Annotated in this window: 21 protein-coding genes and 1 pseudogene; 19 read left to right on the top strand and 3 right to left on the bottom strand. The window is 73.2% G+C overall.

The genetic code is table 11. The features are described 5' to 3' along the window. Positions 1–69: 69 nt before the first annotated feature. The 12 genes from AB0C62_RS29875 to AB0C62_RS29820 all read left to right on the top strand — a co-directional run bounded on the left by AB0C62_RS29875 (position 70) and on the right by AB0C62_RS29820 (position 11,463). Positions 70–1,629, top strand: a complete 1,560-nt coding sequence (locus AB0C62_RS29875) for an arabinogalactan endo-1,4-beta-galactosidase (RefSeq protein WP_362978468.1) — start codon at positions 70–72, stop codon at positions 1,627–1,629. Positions 1,630–1,772: 143 nt separating this feature from the next. Further along, positions 1,773–2,060, top strand: coding sequence for a winged helix-turn-helix domain-containing protein (locus tag AB0C62_RS29870; protein WP_081222882.1), 288 nt, complete (start codon positions 1,773–1,775; stop codon positions 2,058–2,060). Positions 2,061–2,064: 4 nt separating this feature from the next. Further along, positions 2,065–3,045, top strand: a complete 981-nt coding sequence (locus AB0C62_RS29865; RefSeq protein WP_362978364.1) for an SMP-30/gluconolactonase/LRE family protein — start codon at positions 2,065–2,067, stop codon at positions 3,043–3,045. 245 nt (positions 3,046–3,290) lie between these two features. Then, positions 3,291–3,767, top strand: coding sequence for a fluoride efflux transporter CrcB (gene crcB, locus AB0C62_RS29860; protein ID WP_362978362.1), 477 nt, complete (start codon positions 3,291–3,293; stop codon positions 3,765–3,767). Next, positions 3,764–4,168 carry a DUF190 domain-containing protein gene (locus AB0C62_RS29855; protein WP_362978360.1) on the top strand — a complete coding sequence of 135 codons (405 nt, stop codon included), beginning with the start codon at positions 3,764–3,766 and terminating at the stop codon, positions 4,166–4,168. Before crcB (AB0C62_RS29860) ends, AB0C62_RS29855 begins: the two co-directional genes overlap by 4 nt. Next, positions 4,165–4,539 carry a fluoride efflux transporter CrcB gene (crcB, locus tag AB0C62_RS29850; RefSeq protein WP_362978359.1) on the top strand — a complete coding sequence of 125 codons (375 nt, stop codon included), beginning with the start codon at positions 4,165–4,167 and terminating at the stop codon, positions 4,537–4,539. The genes AB0C62_RS29855 and crcB (AB0C62_RS29850) overlap by 4 nt, the downstream gene beginning before the upstream one ends. An 83-nt stretch (positions 4,540–4,622) precedes the next feature. Beyond that, entirely contained in the window at positions 4,623–5,459 is an 837-nt protein-coding gene (locus AB0C62_RS29845) for an undecaprenyl-diphosphate phosphatase (protein WP_081222877.1), read from the top strand. Between the two features lie 148 nt (positions 5,460–5,607). Next, positions 5,608–6,339, top strand: coding sequence for a FadR/GntR family transcriptional regulator (locus tag AB0C62_RS29840; protein WP_362978357.1), 732 nt, complete (start codon positions 5,608–5,610; stop codon positions 6,337–6,339). 70 nt (positions 6,340–6,409) lie between these two features. Then, the gene (locus AB0C62_RS29835; RefSeq protein ID WP_362978355.1) at positions 6,410–7,444 is read left to right on the top strand and encodes an asparaginase; all 1,035 of its coding nucleotides are present in this window, start codon (positions 6,410–6,412) and stop codon (positions 7,442–7,444) included. A 90-nt stretch (positions 7,445–7,534) separates the two neighbouring features. After that, entirely contained in the window at positions 7,535–8,485 is a 951-nt protein-coding gene (locus tag AB0C62_RS29830; protein WP_362978353.1) for a glutaminase, read from the top strand. 126 nt (positions 8,486–8,611) lie between these two features. Next, entirely contained in the window at positions 8,612–10,018 is a 1,407-nt protein-coding gene (mptB, locus tag AB0C62_RS29825) for a polyprenol phosphomannose-dependent alpha 1,6 mannosyltransferase MptB (protein ID WP_362978351.1), read from the top strand. 89 nt (positions 10,019–10,107) lie between these two features. Continuing rightward, the gene (locus AB0C62_RS29820) at positions 10,108–11,463 is read left to right on the top strand and encodes a glycosyltransferase 87 family protein (RefSeq protein WP_362978349.1); all 1,356 of its coding nucleotides are present in this window, start codon (positions 10,108–10,110) and stop codon (positions 11,461–11,463) included. Here AB0C62_RS29820 and AB0C62_RS29815 read toward each other — a convergent pair. Together AB0C62_RS29815 and rho are read right to left on the bottom strand one after the other, a co-directional pair. Beyond that, positions 11,435–12,628: a serine hydrolase gene (locus AB0C62_RS29815; RefSeq protein ID WP_362978347.1), complete on the bottom strand. Its 1,194-nt coding sequence runs from the start codon at positions 12,626–12,628 to the stop codon at positions 11,435–11,437. The two genes, AB0C62_RS29820 and AB0C62_RS29815, sit on opposite strands and share 29 nt — an antisense overlap. Positions 12,629–12,716: 88 nt before the next feature. After that, a complete protein-coding gene (gene rho / locus AB0C62_RS29810; RefSeq protein WP_362978345.1) occupies positions 12,717–13,856 on the bottom strand; it encodes a transcription termination factor Rho in 1,140 nt (379 codons plus the stop codon). A 662-nt stretch (positions 13,857–14,518) separates the two neighbouring features. On the opposite strand from rho, the gene AB0C62_RS29805 reads away from it, so the two are divergent. The 7 genes from AB0C62_RS29805 to AB0C62_RS29775 all read left to right on the top strand — a co-directional run bounded on the left by AB0C62_RS29805 (position 14,519) and on the right by AB0C62_RS29775 (position 20,163). Beyond that, positions 14,519–15,184, top strand: a complete 666-nt coding sequence (locus tag AB0C62_RS29805) for an SDR family NAD(P)-dependent oxidoreductase (RefSeq protein WP_362978343.1) — start codon at positions 14,519–14,521, stop codon at positions 15,182–15,184. A 155-nt stretch (positions 15,185–15,339) separates the two neighbouring features. Then, complete coding sequence (locus AB0C62_RS29800) at positions 15,340–16,593, top strand: cytochrome P450 (RefSeq protein WP_362978341.1); 1,254 nt, start codon at positions 15,340–15,342, stop codon at positions 16,591–16,593. Between the two features lie 116 nt (positions 16,594–16,709). Next, positions 16,710–17,456: a nuclear transport factor 2 family protein gene (locus AB0C62_RS29795; protein WP_362978339.1), complete on the top strand. Its 747-nt coding sequence runs from the start codon at positions 16,710–16,712 to the stop codon at positions 17,454–17,456. Beyond that, the gene (locus AB0C62_RS29790) at positions 17,453–17,794 is read left to right on the top strand and encodes a YciI family protein (protein ID WP_362978337.1); all 342 of its coding nucleotides are present in this window, start codon (positions 17,453–17,455) and stop codon (positions 17,792–17,794) included. Before AB0C62_RS29795 ends, AB0C62_RS29790 begins: the two co-directional genes overlap by 4 nt. Further along, on the top strand, positions 17,791–19,041 hold the full coding sequence (locus AB0C62_RS29785; RefSeq protein ID WP_362978335.1) for an RNA polymerase sigma factor: 1,251 nt from the start codon (positions 17,791–17,793) through the stop codon (positions 19,039–19,041). Before AB0C62_RS29790 ends, AB0C62_RS29785 begins: the two co-directional genes overlap by 4 nt. 86 nt (positions 19,042–19,127) lie before the next feature. Beyond that, positions 19,128–19,319, top strand: a complete 192-nt coding sequence (locus AB0C62_RS29780) for a hypothetical protein (RefSeq protein WP_362978333.1) — start codon at positions 19,128–19,130, stop codon at positions 19,317–19,319. 52 nt (positions 19,320–19,371) lie between these two features. Next, positions 19,372–20,163: a class I SAM-dependent methyltransferase gene (locus tag AB0C62_RS29775; RefSeq protein WP_362978331.1), complete on the top strand. Its 792-nt coding sequence runs from the start codon at positions 19,372–19,374 to the stop codon at positions 20,161–20,163. Here AB0C62_RS29775 and AB0C62_RS29770 read toward each other — a convergent pair. Next, positions 20,124–20,294, bottom strand: a pseudogene (locus tag AB0C62_RS29770) (aminotransferase class III-fold pyridoxal phosphate-dependent enzyme); the annotation flags it as partial. The gene AB0C62_RS29775 and the pseudogene AB0C62_RS29770 sit on opposite strands and share 40 nt — an antisense overlap.

The following is a 20,294-nucleotide window of genomic DNA, read 5'->3' as shown; positions in this document are numbered from 1 at the left end:
CGGGCGGAGGGAACAGCCCCCAGGCAGGGGGCATCTCTCCCCACCACGTCGAAGGGACGACGGACGATGATGTTCCATCCCAGACGCACCCTCAGAGCCCTGCTGATGCCGCTCGCGGCCGGGCTCGCCCTCACCGCCCTCCCCGCGCAGCCCGCGCACGCGGCCAGCACCCTGACCAACGCCGGATTCGAGGCCGACGGCGCCGGCACGGCGACACCGAACGGCTGGTCGGAGTACGGAGACACCGGCGCCTCCTACGTCGAAACCGCTGGCCACGGCGGGAGTTACCGCCTCAGCCACTACTCCGCTTCCGCGTACAAGGTCGAGACGTACCAGTACCTCTCCGGACTCACCAACGGGAACTACAAGCTCACCGCCTGGGTGCGTTCGGGCGGCGGGCAGAACTCCGCCTACCTCGCCCTCAGAAACTGCGGCGGCACCGAGCGGCGCACCGACCTGCCGGTCTCCGCGAGCGGATGGATCCACCTGGTCGTGCCCGTCGCCGTGACCGGCGGCCAGTGCACGATCAGCGTGGTCTCCGACGCCAACGCCGGAAACTGGATCAACGTCGACGACCTGACGTTCACCGCCGGCACCTCCGGACTGTCCGTCAAGGGCTCCGACATCTCCTCCCTCGCCAAGAGCGAGGCCCTCGGCGGGGTCTACCGCACCGGATCCGGCACGGCCGGGGACGCGCTCGCCATCCTCCGGTCCTCGGGGATGAACTACGCCCGCCTCAAGGTCTGGGTGAACCCGGCCGACGGCTACAACAACAAGGCACGCGTCCTCGCCATGGCCAAGCGCGTCAAGGCGCAGGGCATGAAGCTCCTGGTCGACTTCCACTACTCGGACACGTGGGCGGACCCGGGCAAGCAGACCGAACCGGCCGCCTGGGCGGGGCATTCGTACGGTCAGCTCAAGACGGACGTCTACAACCACACGTACGACGTGCTCAACTCCCTCAAGGCGCAGGGCACCACGGCCGACATGGTGCAGATCGGCAACGAGATCAACGGCGGCATGCTCTGGTCCGAGGGCTCCACGGACAACTGGCCGCAGCTCGCCGGGCTTCTCAACTCCGGCTACTCCGCGGCCAAGGCGGTCAGCACCTCCACCGTCGTGGGCCTCCACCTCGCCCAGGGCGGCGATCTCGCCGGCACCCGCTGGTGGTTCGACAACGCGGTGTCCAACGGCGTGAAGTTCGACGCCATCGGCCTCTCGTACTACGGCTACTGGCACGGCTCGCTCGACGCCTTCCAGACGACCCTGGACGACGCCGCCGCCCGCTACGCCAAGCCGGTCTTCCTTGCCGAGACGGCCTACCCGTTCCGGCTGGACAGTGACGACGCGCTCGTCAACCAGATCGACACGACCGCTGAACTGGTCGCCGGCTATCCGGCCACGACCGCCGGGCAGTCCGCCTGGCTGCGTGACGTCATGAACATCGTCGAGGCCGTTCCGAACGGCCGCGGCCTCGGCGTCTTCTACTGGGAGGCCACCTGGACGGCGGTCGCCGGGAACGGCTGGGACCCCGCCGACCCCGCCTCCGGCAACGGCTGGGAGAACCAGGCCCTGTTCGGCTTCGACGACAAGGCCCTTCCGGCCATGTCCCTCTTCAGCCACCGCTGAGCGCGAGGGGTCCGGTCGCCGCTGCGGCCGGGCCCCGCACGTTCCCCCCGCCGTGCGGGTCCGGCCAGGCTCGCCGAAGGCCGTGCGGGCCGCTCCGGGCTGCGGGAGAGTAGCGGGAGACCGTCACGACGGAGGGGGACGAGATGCTGAAGGTTCCCGACAACGGGCATCGGCTGGACATTCTGGAGTGGCTGCGCGACCCCGCGGAGCACTTCCCGCGACAACGGCACGGCGACCTCGTCGAAGACGGCGTGAGCCCCGAGTCCCTCGCCCACAAGCTGGGCGTGAGCCGGGCCGTGGCGCGCACCCACCTCGACCTCCTCACCGGGGTCGGCCTGCTGCGTGCCAAGAAGGTCAGACGGCGGACCTACTACCGCCGCGACGAGTACCGCATCGCCGAGGTCAGCCACTTCTTCGAGAAAGGCTGGTAGCCGCGTGGACCGGACGTCCGCCGCCGCACGCCCCACCGCCCTCGCGCCCCGGCGTCTCGTGCCGCTCGGCGGACGCGGCCCCGAGGACGTGGTGGCCGACCACCACGGCGGGGTGCTGACCGGCCTGGAGGACGGCCGCATCGTCCGGGTGGAGCGGCCCGGGGACGCCGACCGCACCGGAGTGCGCGTCCTCGCCGAGACCGGCGGGAGACCGCTGGGCCTCGAACTCCTCCCGGACAATGCCCTGTTGGTGTGCGACGCCGAACGAGGACTCCTGCGGATCGGGCTCGACGACGGGGTGGTCCGCGTCCTCGCCGACACCGTCGCGGGCAAGCCGTTGCGCTTCTGCAGCAACGTGGTCGCCCTCGCCGACGGCACCGTCTGTTTCACCGTCTCCAGCCGGAGCTACCCCCTCGCGCACTGGATCGGCGACCTTGTCGAGCACACCGGAACCGGCCGCCTGCTGCGCCTCGCGCCGGGGGAGACCGAACCCGAAGTGCTGCTGGACGGACTGCAGTTCGCCAACGGCCTGGCCGTCGCCGGTGACGAGTCCTTCGTCGTCGTCGCGGAGACCGGCGCGTGCCGCCTCACCCGCTACTGGCTCACCGGGCCGAAGCGGGGCCGCGGCGAGACCTTCCTCGACGACCTGCCCGGCCAGCCGGACAACCTCTGGCGCGCTCCTGGTGGGCCGATCTGGGTCGCGCTCGCCGGTCCTCGCGTCGGCGCCCTGGAACTCCTGCACCGGCGGGGTCCCGCCGTGCGGCACACCGCCGCCCGGATCGCCGTCCGCGCCCCGTTCCGCCCGCCCCGTACGACCGGCGTCCTCGCCGTCGACGACGAGGGCCGTGTCCTGCACCACCTGGAGGGCCGCCGCTCCCGGTTCCGCATGGTGACCAGCGCCTGCGAGTCCGACGGCCGGCTGATCCTCGGCAGCATCTGGGAGAGCGGCCTCGCGGTCTGCGACCTGCCCGGCATCGCGGGCTGAAGCCCGGACGGACCGCGCGGCGAGCGCGAACCGGTCGTACCGGAGCCGCTCGCACCGCCCGCCGGGGGCGGGGCGAGCATGCGCCGCCCCCGCGCTCGGCGGTAGGCTTTTCACCGGCCGCGATCTTGTGTCGCGGCGCGGCGGTGGGGCCCGCCGTACCCGAACCGCGGCATTCGAGCCGCCAACGGTCCCTGCTTGCGATGCCGTGCGCCCGCACCGGCCCGGCGAGTAGGAGCACGAGGAGCATGACGGTCCCGCACCCCGACCGCGTCGACGAGTCCGGCACCCCGGCACCGGCACCCGCGCGCAGGGCCTCGCCCTGGCACGGCCAGGGCCCCGTCGTCGCGATGGTCGCCCTCGGCGGCGCCATCGGCGCCACCGCCCGCTACGGCGCGGGCGAACTGTGGCCCGCGTCCGCCGGGGCCTTCCCCTGGACCACCTTCACGGTCAACGTCGTCGGCTGCGCGGTGATCGGCGTCTTCATGGTGCTGATCACCGACGTGTGGGCGGCGCACCGCCTCGTCCGCCCCTTCTTCGGCACCGGCGTGCTCGGCGGCTTCACCACCTTCTCGACCTATGCCGTCGACATCCAGAAACTGGTCGACGACGGCCGTCCCGGCGTGGGGCTGGGCTATCTCGCCGCGACCCTGGTCGCCGCGCTCACGGCGGTGTGGCTGGCCGTGACGGCGACCCGGCGCGCCCTGGCATGGAGGCAGCGATGACGAGGCTGACGGGCAGCGCCCTGCGGGTGACGATCTTCATCGGCGAGAACGACACCTGGCACCGCAAACCGCTCTACGCGGAGATCGTGCACCGCGCCCACGCCGCCGGCCTCGCGGGCGCCAGCGTCTTCCGGGGCATCGAGGGCTTCGGCGCCTCCTCGCTGATCCACACCTCGCGACTGCTGTCGATGAGCGAGGACCTGCCGGTCGCCGTGATCGTCGTGGACACCGAGGAACGCGTCCGGGCCTTCCTGCCCCAGCTCGACGAACTCGTCACCGAGGGACTCGTGATCCTCGACGACTGCGAGGTCATCCGGTACGCGGGACGGGGCGGCACACCCGGGGAGGAACGCCCGGAAACCGGTGGCGGCGCGGCTGACGAAGGTGAGAACTGGTTGTGAACTGGCTGCTGGTGGTCCTCGGCGCCGCGGTCGGCGCACCCCTGCGCTATCTGACCGACCGGGCGGTGCAGGTGAGACACGACACGCTGTTCCCCTGGGGCACCCTCGTCGTGAACGTGACGGGCTGCCTGGTGCTCGGCCTGCTGACCGGCGCCGCCTCGGCCGGACACGCCTCGGACCATCTGCAACTCCTGGTCGGCACGGGCCTGTGCGGGGCCCTGACCACGTACTCGACGTTCTCCTACGAGACGCTGAGGCTGACCGAGACCGGGGCGGCGTTCTACGCTGCCGCCAACGTGATCGTCAGCGTGACGGCGGGCCTCGGCGCCGCGTTCGCCGGGGTCGCGTTCGCGCATGCCGTGTGGACGTAGGTACCGTGCTGCGCCGTGCGTAGGCAACACTGTCTCCTGCACTGTCTACAGCACTGTCGTCCATCTCCTCAGAACTGGATCCCATGAGCGTCATCAACGTCGGTCAGGCCGTCGTCCTCGGAGTCGTCGAGGGGGTGACCGAATTCCTCCCCGTCTCCTCGACCGGCCACCTCAAGATCACCGAGGGCCTGATGGGGATCCCCGTCGACGACGACGCCGTCGTCGGCTTCTCCGCGGTCATCCAGGTCGGCGCGATCGCGGCCGTGCTCGTGTACTTCTTCAAGGACATCGTGCGGATCGTCTCCGCCTGGGGCCGCGGGCTGCGCGACAAGGAGCAGCGGACCAGCCACGACTACAAGTTCGCCTGGTGGGTGATCTACGCGACGATCCCGATCGTGATCGTGGGTCTCGCGGCCAAGCCGCTGATCGAGGGCCCGCTCGCCTCGCTGTGGGTGGTCGCGGGATCGCTGATCGCCGGAAGCGGTGTGATGTGGGCCGCGGACCAGATGGGCCGGCACAAGCGCGGTGAGGACGACACCTCGTTCAAGGACGCCATGCTGGTCGGCAGCTCGCAGATCCTCGCCCTGCTCTTCCCCGGCTTCTCGCGTTCCGGCGCCACCATGTCGACGGCGCTCATCCTCGACCTGGACCGCGTGGCCGCCACCCGGCTCTCCTTCTTCCTCGGCATCCCGGCCCTCACCGGCGCCGGCCTCTACGAGCTGAAGGACGCCCTCGGCACCGGCGTGGGCGCCGCCCCGCTCGTCGCCGGCACCGTCGTGTCGTTCGTGGTCGCCTACGGCTCGATCGCCTGGCTGCTGAAGTTCGTCGCCAAGCACTCCTTCAACGCCTTCGTGATCTACCGGATCGTCATCGGCGTGGCGCTCCTCGGACTGCTGGGCGCCGGAGTCCTCGACAGCTGAGACCACCCGGGGCGCCCGCACGAAGCGCCCGTCCCAGGACACGCAGGCCGCTCCCAGGGGGCGCGAGGCCGAGAACCGGGCTTCGCGCCCCCTGGTGCGTACCGTGCCCGGTTTGACATGTGCCTCACCCATCCGGAGGATCGCCTGCGTGAACCTGTCAGACAGCCAGACAGGTGGTCCGGTGCCGCGGCGCGTCAGCGCGATGGAAGCGGTGCTCACCCACCTCCGCGACGCCATCGAGCGCGGCGACCACGCCGTCGGCGACAAGCTCCCCTCCGAGGCGGAGCTGTGCCGCCGTCTCGAAGTGAGCCGTCCGGTGCTCCGCGAGGCGCTGCGGGCCCTCCAGGCGATGGGCCTGACCGTGTCCCGTACGGGCAAGGGCACCTTCGTCGTCGCCGCCACGGTCCAGGACCCCACCTTCGGCGACTACACGGCGGGCGACCTGCTGGAGGTGCGCCGCCACGTCGAACTCCCCGTCGCCGGCTACGCGGCCCTGCGCCGCACCCCGGAGGACCTCGACCGCCTCACGCGACTGCTGGACCGGATGGAGCGGGAGACCGACACCACGGCCTGGGTCGCCATGGACACCGTCTTCCACATCACCGTCGCCGAGGCCTCTCAGAACCCGGTCTTCCGACGCGTCATCGAGGAGATCCGGGACGCCCTCGCACGGCAGTCGGCCTTCCTGGACGAACTGGGCGGCCGGCGCGAACAGTCCGACCGCGAACACCGGGCGATCCTCGAAGCGCTCGCCGACGGCAGCGAACACGACGCCGTCGACGCGATGGCCCACCACCTGGACCGCGTGGAGACCACCCTCGCCTCCATCGTGCGCCCCGAGCGCGCGGACACCCCCACGAAAGGCCGCCCCGAGTCATGAGCGAGCACACCCGAGGCCAGGACGGCCCGGCGCGCACCCCGCGCACGCGCATACGGAACGGGGCCCAGGCGTGAACCAGACCCTGGCCTACGGCGGCCCGCTCTCCGCGGCGGCGCCCGTCATCCGCGAACCCCTGCACGCGCCCGTCGCCCAGCTCGTCCGCGGCGGTGTCATCGAGGGCATCCACTACGGCTCGGTCGTCGTCCTGGCCGCCGACGGCGGTGTGGAGTTCCAGCTCGGCGACATCGAGGCCGCCTTCTACCCGCGCTCCGCGCTCAAGCCCGTACAGGCCGTCGCGATGCTGCGCGCCGGGCTCCCGCTCGACGGCGAACTGCTCGCCCTCGCCGCCGCGAGCCACTCCGGGGAGGAGCGGCACCTCGCCGGAGCCCGCCGCATCCTGGAGCGGGCCGGACTCTCCGAGGAGCACCTGCGCAACACTCCCGACCTGCCCTACGGCCCCGCCGTCCGGGACACCTGGACCCGCGACGGCCGGCCCGCCTCCCGGCTCGCGCAGAACTGCTCCGGCAAGCACGCGGCCATGCTCTGCACCGCGCGCCTCAACGACTGGACGCTCGACGACTACCTCGACCCGGAGCACCCGCTCCAGCGGGCCGTCGCCGCGACCGTCGAGGACCTCACCGGTCAGGCCGTCGCCCAGGTCACCGTCGACGGCTGCGGCGCGCCGCTGTTCTCCGTCTCGCTGCACGGCCTCGCCCGCGCCGTCGTCCGGATCGCGGGAGCCGCGCCGGGCACCCCCGAGGCACGGGTGGCCCGCGCGATGCGCGAGCACGCCGAGATGGTCTCGGGAGAGGGCCGCGACGTGGCGGCCCTCATGCGGGCCGTCCCGGGGCTCGTCGCCAAGGACGGCTTCGAGGGAGTGCAGGTCGCTGCGCTGCCGGACGGCCGCGCCGTCGCCGTGAAGATCGCCGACGGCGCGGACCGGGCACGCGTGCCGGTGGCCGCCGCGGCGCTCGCCCGGGCCGGGGTCGACCCGGCGGCCCTGACCGCCTTCGCCGGCGCGCCGCTCCTCGGCGGTGGCGCGGTGGTCGGGCACATCCGACCCGTCCGGGCCCTCGACCCGCTCGGCGCGGCGGTCCACGCCTGAGGAGGCGGGCGGGGCGTCCCGCCTCTGCCCGCCCCTGCCCGGCGTAGCGTCGCGTCCGGGGACGAGCCGCGCGACCGGGAGGGCCGCACAATGGTGATCATGCTTGGGGAATCGTCGTATCCGTCGTCGCTCACGTTCCAACCGGTCCTGGAGCGGATCGCCACCGAAGTCGCCCAGACGCCCGGACGCGGCCGGCCGGCCGACTACATCCCGGCGCTGGCCGCCTGCGACCCGCGCCGCTTCGGCATGGCCGTCGCCGAGCTCGACGGCACGGTGTACGGCGTGGGGGACTGGCGCGAGCCGTTCTCCACGCAGTCCATCACCAAGGTCTTCACCCTCGCCCTCGACCTGGCGCGCGAGGGCGACGCACTGTGGGACCATGTCGGCCGCGAGCCGTCCGGCAACCCCTTCAACTCCCTGGTCCAGCTGGAGTACGAGAACGGCATCCCGCGCAACCCCTTCATCAACGCCGGCGCCCTCGTCGTCACCGACCGGCTGCAGACCCGGACCGGCGACGCGGCCGGCGCCCTGCTGGAGTTCCTGCGCGCCGAGAGCGGCAACCCCGATCTCGCCTTCGACCAGGACATCGCCGCCTCCGAGGCCGCGAACGGCGACCGCAACGCGGCACTCGGCCACTTCATGGCGTCGTACGGCAACATCGACAACCCGGTCCCGGTCCTTCTGGAGCAGTACTTCCTGCAGTGCTCGATCGCCGCGTCCTGCGCCGACCTCGCCCTCGCCACCGGTTTCCTCGCCCGGCACGGCATCCGCGCCGACGGCGGCCGGCTGCTGACCCAGAGCCAGTCCAAGCAGATCAATGCGATCATGCTGACCTGCGGGACGTACGACGCGGCGGGCGACTTCGCGTACCGGGTGGGGCTGCCCGGCAAGAGCGGGGTGGGCGGCGGGATCATCGCCGTGGTGCCGGGCCGCTGCACGCTCTGCGTCTGGAGCCCGGGACTCGACGAACGCGGCAACTCGGTCGCGGGCGTGGCGGCCCTGGACCGCTTCACGACCCTCACCGGAGTGTCGGTGTTCTAGGCGCCGGCCCGGCTCCGGTCCCGGCCCCGAGCGCGGGCACAGGGAGGTCACGCGTCCGACCCCGTCACGAGAGCGCCGCGTCGCCTCGCGGCCACTCGGCGTTGACACGCTGACCGAGTGCTGGCCATGGCTCTCCCCGTCGATCTCCGCCGCTGTCAGGCCCTCGGCCTGGCCGGTACCGCCTTCCTCGCGCTGGGCGGCGAGACCGCCGGGGCGCTGCCCGCCCAGGACCTCCTCGCCCCCGGCTCGGGGCAGGCCGTACTGGGCCTCGTCGGCGTGTACTTCGGCGTCGTCCTGCTGATAGCCGCCTGGGTGCTGCTCGGCAGCGTCGTCCGCGGGCCCGAACCGCCCACCCCGCGCTCCCTGTTGCTCGTCCTCGCCGTCTGGGCGGCGCCGCTGCTGCTCGCGCCACCCCTGTTCAGCCGGGACGTCTACAGCTATATCGCCCAGGGCGCGATGGTCGACGCCCACATCGACGTGTACGCGTACGGGCCCGCGCAGCTCGGCGGCCCGCTCGCCGACGAGGTGGCGCCCGTCTGGCAGCAGACGGCGACGCCCTACGGACCGGTCTTCCTCGTTCTCGCCTCCGTCCTGTCGGCCCTGACCCGCGGTCAACTGCCGGCGGGACTGATCGGCATGCGCCTGATCGCGCTGCTCGGCGTCGCCCTGATGGCTGCGGCGCTGCCCCGGCTCGCCCGGCACAGCGGCGCCGATCCGGCCGCCGCGCTGTGGCTGGGCGCCCTCAACCCGCTCGTCCTGCTGCACCTGGTGGCCGGCGCGCACAACGACGCCATCATGCTCGGCCTCCTCGGCGTCGGCCTGGTGGCCGCGCGCGGCCGGTGGCCCGTCCTCGGCGTCGTCCTCATCACGCTCGCCGCCCTGGTCAAGGCGCCCGCGGCGCTCGGCCTGGTCGCGGTCGTCGCGCTGCGCTCGCGCGGGCGAGGACCGCGGGCCGTGCTGCGGCACACGGTGACCACCACGACGGCTGCCGTCGCCACGACCGTGGTGGCGACGGCGGTCGCGGGGACCGGATACGGCTGGATCGCGGCCCTGAAGACCCCGGTCTCACCGCACAACTGGTCGCCCACCAGTCTTCTGGGACGCGTCACCGGTGCCGTGCTCGAGGAACTGGGCAGCGGGCTCGCGCCGTTCGCCCTGCCCGCCTGGCACGCCGCCGGGCTCGTGGTCACCGCGGCCCTGCTGCTGTTCATATGGCTGCGACTGCGGCCCGGCCCCGTCTACGCGCTGGGTCTCAGCCTGGCCGCCGTCGCGGTGTTCGGACCGGCCGTCCGGCCCTGGTACGCGCTGTGGGGCCTGTTCCTCATCGCCGCGGCGGCCCCCACCGGTTCGGTGCGCACCCGGGTCGCCGCCGCCAGCGCGGTCCTCGCCCTCACGGTGCTGCCGAGCGGCGCCCCCGCGGACGGGGAACAGGTGATCCTCGCCGTCTCCGGGGGCGTGCTCGCCCTCGTCGTCCTCTGGCAGGCCCACCAGGCGGCCCGGCCACAGTCACCGGTACGGGAGCGGACGGCATGACGGCGGACGGCACGACGAGGACCCCGCGCGGCGGAACGGTCCGAAGCCGGGGGAGAGGGAGGTACGGGACGCGCGGGCCCAGCGGTGACGTGCGGGGTCCGGACGGCGGGACGGCGCCGCTGAGCACCGACCGCGGACGGCTCGCCCTCGTCCTCCTCCTGGCGACCGCGGTCGGCGTCTTCACGGCCACCGTGCCGCTGCTGCGCGACTGGTTCGACCTGCGCGTCTACTACGGCACGGTCGACGCCTGGGTCCACCACGGCGGCCGGATCTACGACTACCGGGTGCCGGGTACGACGTACGGGTTCACCTATCCGCCGTTCGCGGCCCTCGGCATGCTGCCCCTGGCGCTCGTCGGACTGCGCACCGCGATCGCCCTCGGAATGTTGCTCAACCTGGCGGCCCTGGCGGTCGTGGTGGGATTCCTGGTGGGGCCCGCGCTGCGCCGCCACGGCTGGTTCGGTCTCGCCCTGACGGCCTGTCTGCTGCCCCTGTTCGAGCCGCTCCGCGACACGTTCAGCTTCGGGCAGGTCAACCTGGTGCTGCTGGCCCTCGTGCTCGTCGACGCACGGCTGCTGTCCCGTGGGCGCGGTCGCTGGGCGGGTGTCGGCATCGGCCTCGCCGCGGCGGTCAAGCTCACCCCCGCGCTGTTCATCGCGCTGCTGCTGCTCGGCCGCCGATGGCGTGCCGCCGGGGTCGCCACGGCCGTCGCCGCGGCGGCCACCGCGCTGGCCGCCTGGGTGGCACCGGACGCCTCGCGCTTCTACTGGACCGACGCCCTGTGGGACACGGCCAGGGTCGGCCGGCTCGCCTATGTCTCCAACCAGTCGGTGCAGGGCGTGCTGGCGCGGCTCGCCGCGCCGGGGGAACCGAGCCGGGCCCTCTGGGCGACGGCCGTCCTGCTGGTCCTGTGCGTCTGGGCATGGCGGACCTCGCGCGCTCTCACGGCCGAGGACTGGCCCGCGGCGTTCGCCCTCACCGGCCTCGCCGCCTGCCTGGTCAGCCCGATCACGTGGGTGCACCACCTCGTGTGGCTGCTGCCGTCCTTCGCCGTGCTGCTGCGCCATCGCAGGCTCCGGATCGCGGCGGCGCTGTACGCGGTGCTCTGCAGCAGCGTGGTCTGGCTCTGGTTCGACGACGCGTCCGGGCTCGACGGCTTCCTCGGCGGCAACACCTATACGTGGATCACACTCGGGCTGCTGCTGTGGCTACCGCTGGGCGAGGCCGTCCGGACCGGCCCGGACCGGGCGGCGGTGACCGGTGCCGGAGCCGCTTCCCCCACCCTTAGGGGCGTGGGGGCGGGCCGCCTGGCGCTGCGTCACCCGCGCAGGGGACGTACTCGGGTGACGCGACGACGGCGCGAGGCTCCGGACCCGGCGTCCTCCGGCCCGCCCGATCCGAACGGCACGGCACAGATCAGGCGCGCGGACCTCGGGCCGCCTTGAGCCGCAGGGCGAGAGCGACGCTCACCGCGCCCAGCACGGCGGCGCCGGCGATGCCCGCGGCCCCCGGCCACCCGAGCCCCTCGTCGTCCGGGAGCGCGGCGGCCACGGGACGCGCGGCGGGGCCGGCCGCCGGCACGGACCGGGTGTCGAGCAGCGTGCCCACGGGATCGACGTGGCCCACCGCCGCGAAGCCCCAGTCGAGCAGCGAGCGGGCCTCCTCGTACACGGTGAAGCCGCCGCCGGCCTGAGGGTTCATCACGGTGACCACGAGGGTGCGCCCGCCGTGCCGCGCGGCGGCGACGAGGGTGTTGCCCGCGTTGGTCGTGTAGCCGTTCTTGATGCCGATCATCCCCGGGTACCGCGCCACGCCGTCGGCGCCGGTCAGCAGCCGGTTGGTGTTCTGGATCCCGTACGGGGAGCCGTTGCCGGGGAACATGGAGTCGACCGTGGCGCAGTACCGGGCGAAGTCGGCGTTGCGCAGCCCGGCGCGGCCGAAGACCGCCAGGTCGTACGCCGACGAGACCTGGCCCGGGGTGTCGTAGCCGTCGGGCGACACGACGTGGGTGTCGCGGGCGCCGAGGGCGCGGGCCTTGGCCTGCATCTGGGTGGCCGTGCTCGTCCAGCCGCCGTTCATCGAGGCGAGGACGTGCACGGCGTCGTTTCCGGAGTTGAGGAAGACGCCGCGCCACAGGTCCGCGACGCGGTAGGTGTTTCCCTCGGCGACGCCGACCATGCTGCTGCCCGGGCCGATGCCCTCCAGCTCGCGCTCGGTGACGGTGTGCCGGATTCCTCCGGGCAGGGCCGGAAGGACGGTGAGCGCGAAGAGGGTCTTGAGCGTGCTCGCGGGCGGCAGCTGCCGGTGGGCGTCGTGGGCCGCGAGCACGTCCCCCGTACGGGCGTCGGCGACCAGCCAGGACAGCGCGGAGATGTCCTCGGGAACGCCGGGTGCCCCGGCCCGGAGCCGTGCCTGGGTCCCCTCCTGGTACAGCGACGAGGGCGGGGCGACCGTGGGCCGCGGCGTCCCCGGGTCCGTACCGGACAGGGCGGCTGCCTGGCCCGGCGTGACGGCCAGCGCGCCGGCCACGCAGAGGGCTGAGCAGCGGGCGGCGACGCGGGAGACCGCGGAACGAGAGGCGGCAGTCCGGAATGAGAATCCGATGGTCATACCGCAAACGTAGGAACGGAGTCGCGACACGCCGGGATGCCCGGGCCGAGCGGCGGCGCCGAGCACCCGGATGCCGCAACGGGAGAGGTCAGGAGCGCAGGGTGGGCTGCACCTGCCGCAGGAAGGCCGCGTTGTCGGGCGTGGCGCGCAGGCGCTCCAGGAGCGTCTCCAGGGAGGTCTGGCCGTCCCGGGTCTGCAGGGCGCGGCGCAGTCCTCGTACCGTCTGCAACTCGGCGCCGGGAAGGAGCAGTTCCTCGCGGCGGGTGCCGGACGGGTTGATGTCGACGGCGGGGAAGACGCGGCGGGAGGCCAGGGTCCGGTCGAGCCGGAGCTCCATGTTGCCGGTGCCCTTCAGCTCTTCGAAGAAGTACTCGTCGGCCCGGGAGCCGGTCTCCACCAGGGCGGTGGCGAGGATGGTGAGGGAGCCGCCCTCCTCGGCGAGGCGTGCGGCGCCGAACAGCCGCTTGGGGCCCTGGAGCGCGGCGGCGTCGACACCGCCGCTGAGGGTGCGGCCGCCGGCGGAGGCCGCGTTGTTGTGGGCGCGGCACAGCCGGGTGAGGGAGTCGAGCAGGATCACGACGTCCTGGCCCGCCTCGACGAGCCGCTTGGCCCGCTCGACGACGAGTTCGGCGAGCGCGATGTGCTGCCGGGGCGTCTGGTCGAAGGTGGAGGCGAAGACCTCCCCGCGTACGGAACGCCGCATGTCGGTGACCTCCTCGGGCCGCTCGTCGAGCAGCACCACCATCAGGTGGCATTCGGGGTGGTTGCCGGCGACGGCGGCGGCGATCTGCTGGAGCAGGACCGTCTTGCCCGTCTTGGGCGGGGCGACGATCAGGCCGCGCTGGCCCTTGCCGACCGGTGCGAACAGGTCGACGACGCGTCCTGCGGCCCCGCTCGCCGGGTGTTCGAGGCGCAGCCGGTCACGCGGGTGGAGCGGGGTGAGGTCACGGAAGTGCGGGCGGTGGCGCAGCTCTTCGGGCGAGCGCCCGTTCACGCGCTGGATCTCGGTGAGGGTGCGGGGGCCGCCGCGTACGCCTTCGACGGTGTCGCCCTTGCGCAGGCCGTGGCGGCGGATGAGCGCGGGGGAGACCTGGAGGTCGGCGGACGAGGGCAGGCAGTCGGCGGAGCGCAGGTACCCCTTCCCGTTGCCGTCGATGTCGAGGACACCGGTGGCGGTCTGGGTCCTTGGCTGCTCCTGTACAGGGGGGCGTTCGAGTGTGGTGGTCATGGGATGTCCTCTCGGGGACGGGATGCATGTGACATGCGGAAGGAAGGGGGGAGAAGCCGCGGAGGGGAGGGCGCGGAGCGCGCCTCGGGGCGGCGGGAGCATCACCTCGGGTACGACGGGAACGCGTCCCTGGTCGTGCGCGGGAGGTGGTGCGGGAAGCTGGTCCACCGGTCGGAATCGACGGCGTGTCAGCGAGAGAGAGAAATGAACCGGCACCGGCGCCTGAGCGAAGAGGCGTACACAAGTGCTGGGGCTACCGTACCACTGGTGTGGCGGGCCCGACAGTGACCCGCATCTCGGCGACTCACGTCCGCCGGGGTCAACGCGCCGATGGTCCCACCTATTCCCGCGCGTCCTTTGGACCGTGCCGCGTCGCCTCGGGGCGGCTCCGCGGATGAGGGCGCACGCAGTGGACGGTTCGAGAGTGGCAGTGGCCAACTCGCTTGCGGGTCGGCCTGGTTGGGTCGTCGGGTCGGGATACCGACCGGGTAGGCGCTCGGCTCGGTGGGGCGGGTGCACGGAGTGGGGCAGCGGCCGCGGATCCCCGCTCCCGGTGTGCGGTGTGCGGTGTCGGTTCGGCGGCGGCGCATCTACGCTGAACCGGCCGCCTTCGAGCGGTCCGCCGGCCCCTTCGATCCGCCCAGATCACCCGAGGTGAGGACATGACCACGATCGCCGTCATCGGAGCCGGCCCAGGTCTCGGCACGGCCGTCGCCCGGCGGTTCGGCCGCGAGGGCTTCGGGATCGCCCTCGTCTCGCGCGACCAGGAGCGGGTGGACGCGCTGGCCGCCGAGCTCGCGGGCGAAGGACTCACAGCGCGCGGCTTCGCCGCCGACGTGCGCGATCCGAAGGCGCTCGCGGCGGCTCTGGACGCCGTGCCCGAGGCACTCGGCCCCATCGAGGTGCTGCAGTACAGCCCGATTCCGCACCCCGACTTCATGCGGCCGGTCCTGGAGACCCGCCCCGACGACCTCGTCGGACCGATCGAGTTCTCCCTCTACGGGCCGGTGGCCGCCGTACGGCAGGTGCTGCCCGGGATGCGCTCCCTGGGCCGCGGCACCGTCCTGTTCGTCAACGGCGGCAGCGCGGTGATCCCGCATCCCGAGCGGGCGGGCACGTCGATCGCGTTCGCCGCGGAGAGCGCGTACGGCCATCTGCTGCACGACACGCTCGCCCCCGACGGCATCCACGTCGGACAGCTGATCATTCCCGGCGCCATCAGCCCCGGACACCCCCGGAAGGACCCGGGCGCGCTCGCGGAGACCCTCTGGGGCATGCACCGGGACCGGCACGGCTTCCGGCACTTCGCCGACGACCTCGACAGCTGACCCTTTCCGGCCGAATGCCGGACGCGGGTTCCCCGCACGCCCGAAAGCCTTCCCGGAGGTGCTGCGCGCGCTGCTCCGAGCGGACACAATCGATCGTCGTAGGACGCCGACGGTGTCGTGCGACCGTCAACTCGGCCCGCAGCAAGGAGAACCCGGTGGACAACCCGCCCCTCACGCCGCACCGCCTGGACCCCGCCGGCGGCTGTCCGCACGCCGACAACGCGCGGCTGCTCGCGCGGGGCGCCGTCGCGACGGTGCTGCTGCCCGGTGAGGTGCAGGGCGCGGCGGTGCTCGGACACGAGGCGCTACGGGAGTTCCTCGCCCACCCCGACGTCGCGAAGGGGGCCGAGCACTTCACCGCGCTGCGCGAGGGACACGTCACCGCCGGCTGGCCACTGCTGACCTTCGCCACCGTGCAGGGAATGACGACCGCGGACGGTGACGACCACCGGCGGCTGCGGTCCCTGGTCAGCAAGGCCTTCACCACTCGGCGGGTGGAACAACTGCGGCCGCGCATCGTCGATCTGACGGATCGTCTGCTCGACGACCTGGAGGGGGCGGCGCGGGACGGCGGGGGAGTGGCCGACCTGCGCCGGCACTTCGCCCTGCCGCTGCCGATGGGCGTCATCGGTGAACTCCTCGGAGTGGAGGCCGCGTACCTCGACCGGCTCCACCACCTGTCCAACCAGGTCGTCGCCACCGACATCGGCCCCGAGCAGGCCGTCACCGCGAACCGGGAACTCGTCGCCGTGCTCGCCGCGGTGGCGGCCGCACGGGCCGAGAACCCCGGCGACGACCTCACCAGCGCCCTGATCGCCGCCCGGGACGAGGAGGGCGACCGGCTCAGCCAGCAGGAACTCATCGGCACCCTGGTCCTCATGATCATCGCCGGGCACGAGACCACCCTGAACCTGATCACCAACGCCGTGCGGGCGCTCTGCGGGCACCGGGACCAGCTCGAGTCGGTACTGCGGGGCGAGGCGGACTGGGCGGACGTCGTCGAGGAGACGCTGCGCTGGGACGCGCCGGTGAGCTACTTCCCGTTCCGCTACCCCGTGCGGGACCTGACCCTCGACGGGACCGTCATCCCCCGGGGCACCCCGGTGCTCGCCGGATACTCGGCCGCCGGACGCGACCGGGCCGCGCACGGCCCCGACGCCGACCGCTTCGACATCACCCGCGCCCGCCGCACCGGCGCCGCCCGCCACCTCTCCCTCGGGCACGGCGCCCACTACTGCCTCGGCGCCCCGCTCGCCCGGATGGAAGCGACCGTCGCCCTGCGGCGGCTCTTCACGCGCTTCCCCGACCTCGACCTCGCCGTGCCCGAGACGGACCTCACCCGGCACGCCAGTTTCGTGGGGAACAGCGTCCGGGCCCTTCCGGTCCGGCCGGGCGCTGTCCGCCCCTGACCTGCGACTTCGCCCCTTCGGTGGGGTGGGCAAAAAAATATCCGCAGTCCCTGTCGATTCGCCGTGACCCCGTTCGTCGGTGGGGTGTAGGAAGCCCCTGAGCACCTGGAGGAACCATGAAGTACATGCTGCTCGTCTGCGGCGACGACACCGCCGACTGGTCGGGCACGGCGCCCGTCGAACCCTGGGTGGAGGAACTGAGCGTCGAGCACGAGGTACGGCTGCACGGCCACCGGCTGCGGCCGCCGGCCGACGCGGTCACCGTCCGCGTGCGCGACGGCGAAGTGCTGCGCACCGACGGCCCGTTCGCCGAGACCAAGGAGTACATCGCCGGTTTCGACGTCCTCGACTGCGCCACCCTGGAGGAGGCCGTCGCGGCCGCCGCTAAGCACCCGGTCGCGTCCGTCGGCGCCATGGAGGTCCGCGCGTTCTGGGACGAGGAGGAAGCCGAGACCGCGATCCGCCGACTCGAGACGGAGCTGACCGAGGCCGCCCGCGAGCGCGACGTCGAGCGCGCGATGGCCTGCTACGCCCCGGACGTCGACGTCTTCCACCCCGTGAGCGGCGAGGAGCAGAGCGGAATCGACGCCCTCCGCAAGGCCGAGGAACTCCGGTTCTCGACGATCACCGGCCCCGTCGAGCGCGAGGTGTCCGACTACCGCCTCCGCGTCGACGAGAGCATCGCCTTCGGCCACGCCCTGGTGCGGACACGCGCCAAGCTCGCGGACGGCGGGACACTGGACACCACGGAACGCGTCACCACGGGCTACCGGGAGGCGGGCGACCGCTGGCAGATCGTCCACCAGCACAGGTCGGTACCGGCCGGCACCGCCGCCCCCGGAGCCGAGGAGGTCCGGTCATGAAGTACGCCCTGTTCATCTGCACGCCCGTCGGCGGCGAGGAGCTCAGCCCCGAGGAGATCGCCGACGACCCCCGCTTCCTGTCGTACGTCGACGAGGTCCGCACCCGCGACATCGTGAAGGGCGGCGCCCGGCTGCGGCCGGCCGCCGACGCCACCACGGTCCGGGTCCAGGGCGACGAAGTCCTGCTCAGCGACGGCCCGTTCGTCGAGTCGAAGGAGTACGTCGCGGGTATCGACATCATCGAGGTCGCCGACCTCGACGAGGCCATCTCCCTCGCCTCCCGCCATCCGGCCGCACTCGGCGGCGGATCGGTGGAGGTGCGGCCGGTCTGGGAGTGAACGAGGACGTCGAGAAGGCGGTCGCCGCCGCCTTCCACGAGGAATGGGGCCAGGTCGTCGCCACCCTCATCCGGGTGACCGGCGACTGGGACCTCGCGGAGGAGTGCGCTCAGGACGCCTTCGCCCAGGCCCTCGACCGGTGGCGGCGCGACGGAGTGCCGCGCCGCCCCGGTGCCTGGCTGACCACGACAGCGCGCCACCGTGCCCTGGACGTGCTGCGCCGGGAGGCGGTCGGCGCGCGGAAACTGCGGGAGGTGGCGGTGCTGGCACGCGACGACGGACCCGGCGACCCGGATTCCGAGGACGGGAGCGGAGTCCGGGACGACCGGCTCCGGCTGATCTTCACCTGCTGTCACCCCGCGCTGTCCATCGAGGCCCGGGTGGCGCTCACCCTGCGCACCCTGGCCGGGCTGACCACGCCCGAGATCGCGCGGGCCTTCCTCGTCCCCGAGGCGACCATGGCCCAGCGGCTGGTGCGCGCCAAACGCAAGATCCGCAACGCGGGCATCCCGTACCGCGTACCGCCCGCGCATCTGCTGCCCGAGCGCACCACCGGCGTCCTGGGCGTGGTGTACCTGCTGTTCAACGAGGGGTACGCCGCCACCACCGGCGCCGACCTGGTGCGCGCCGGCCTGTGCGCCGAGGCGATCCGGCTCGCCCGCGTCCTGGCCCGGCTGATGCCCGACGAGCCCGAAGTCCTCGGCCTGCTCGCCCTGTTGCTGCTGCACGACGCCCGGCGCGACACGCGCGTCGACGCGGCGGGCGACCTCGTCACCCTGGAGGACCAGCACCGCGCCGCCTGGGACCGGGCCGAGATCGACGAGGGCGCAGCCCTCCTGGAGGCCGTCCTGCGGCGGGGACGCCCCGGGCCATACCAGATCCAGGCCGCCATCGCCGCCTGTCACACCACCGCCGCGACGGCCGGCGACACCGACTGGGCCGACATCGCGGCCCTCTACGGCGAACTCCGGCGCTTCGTCCCCTCCGCCGTCGTCCGGCTCAACCGCGCCGTCGCCGTGGGCATGGCCGACGGCGCCGACGCCGGGCTCGCCCTGGTCGCCGAGTTGGAGGAGGAGGGCGACCTGGCCGCGTACCACCTGCTCCCCGCCACCCGAGCGGACCTGCTGCGCCGCGACGGCCGGACGAAGGAGGCCGTCACGGCGTACGAGCGGGCGCTCGACCTCGTGGAGAACGCGGCCGAGCGGCGGTTCCTGGAGAAACGGCTCGCGGAGTGTCGATCCGCCTAGGGCGTCTTCGTCGGTGGGGTGAGGACACCTCCGCGCTGCGGCCGGGAGGTGTCGGCACCGACCACCGGACACCCCAGGAGGACCCGATGACCACCCCAGCGACCACCCCGCCGTCCACGCCCCGCCCCGACGGCCGGAACGGCCTCCGCGCCCTGTTCGCACGGCGGGCCCGCCCCCGGGCAGGCGCCCCCTTCCCGTCGGCCGCCGCCCGGGAGTCGGGGCGGCCGGATCACGGCGCCCCGGACGTCTGGCTCGCCGGACTGCGTCTCGGGAGCTGACCATGTCCGATGGACGCCGCGCCCGGTGCCCGGTGCCTCTAAGCTCGGCGAGATGTTCTCCCCGCAAGGTCCCACCCTCCGCGAACTGACCGTGCAGGCCCTGTCGTCCGTCGAGCACGGCTACGACCTGCTGGCGCCCAAGTTCGACCACACACCGTTCCGCACGCCCGACACGATCCTCGACGCGGTGGGGCGGGCGCTGGAGCCGCTGGGGCCGTTCGCCGCGGGACTCGACCTGTGCTGCGGAACCGGGGCGGGCATGGAGGTCCTGCGGGAGCTGTGCCGTGAGCGCGTGACCGGCGTCGACATCAGCGCCGGGATGCTCACGGTCGGACGACAGCGGCTCGCCCCCGACGCCACTCCACCCGCGGCGGCACCGGGCGGCGGTTCGCCCGCGGTCTCCTGGGTGCGCGGTGACGCCCGCGCTCTGCCCTTCGGGCCCGCGTTCGATCTGGTCGTGAGCTTCGGCGCGTTCGGGCACTTCCTTCCGGACGAGCTCCCGGGCCTGTTCGCCGGGGTCCACTCCGCGCTGCGCCCCGGCGGACGCTTCGCGTTCCCGATCGCCGCGCCTGCGCCGATCGGCTCGCCCTGGTACTGGGCGCTGCTGGGCTTCGACTCGGTGATGCGGGTGCGCAACGCCGTCCTGCGTCCCCCGTTCGTCATGTACTACAGGGAGTTCCGGCTCGCGGACGTGCGGCGCGAGCTGGCGCGGGCCGGCTTCCGGACGGAGTTGTACGCGCTGCCCGAGTTCGGCCGCCGGAAGGACGGCAGCCCGCGGGCCCGGATGGTCGTGGCCACCAGGCCCGGCACGACGGACCCGAGGACACCCGCCGACCGCCCGTGACGCGCACCCGTCGTGCCGCCCGTCCCGGTGGCACGATCGTCCGCGACGAACAGCACACCCCGCTCCCGCGTCAGCTCCCGCACCGCCGGCAGATAGCCCGGCGGCGGCACCAGCACCCCGGCCTCTCCCTG

It is taken from the genome of Streptomyces sp. NPDC048643, from assembly GCF_040650615.1.
GTDB lineage: Bacteria > Actinomycetota > Actinomycetes > Streptomycetales > Streptomycetaceae > Streptomyces.
Note: the sequence above shows the minus strand (reverse complement) of the source record. Positions and strands in the feature narration are given on the sequence as shown.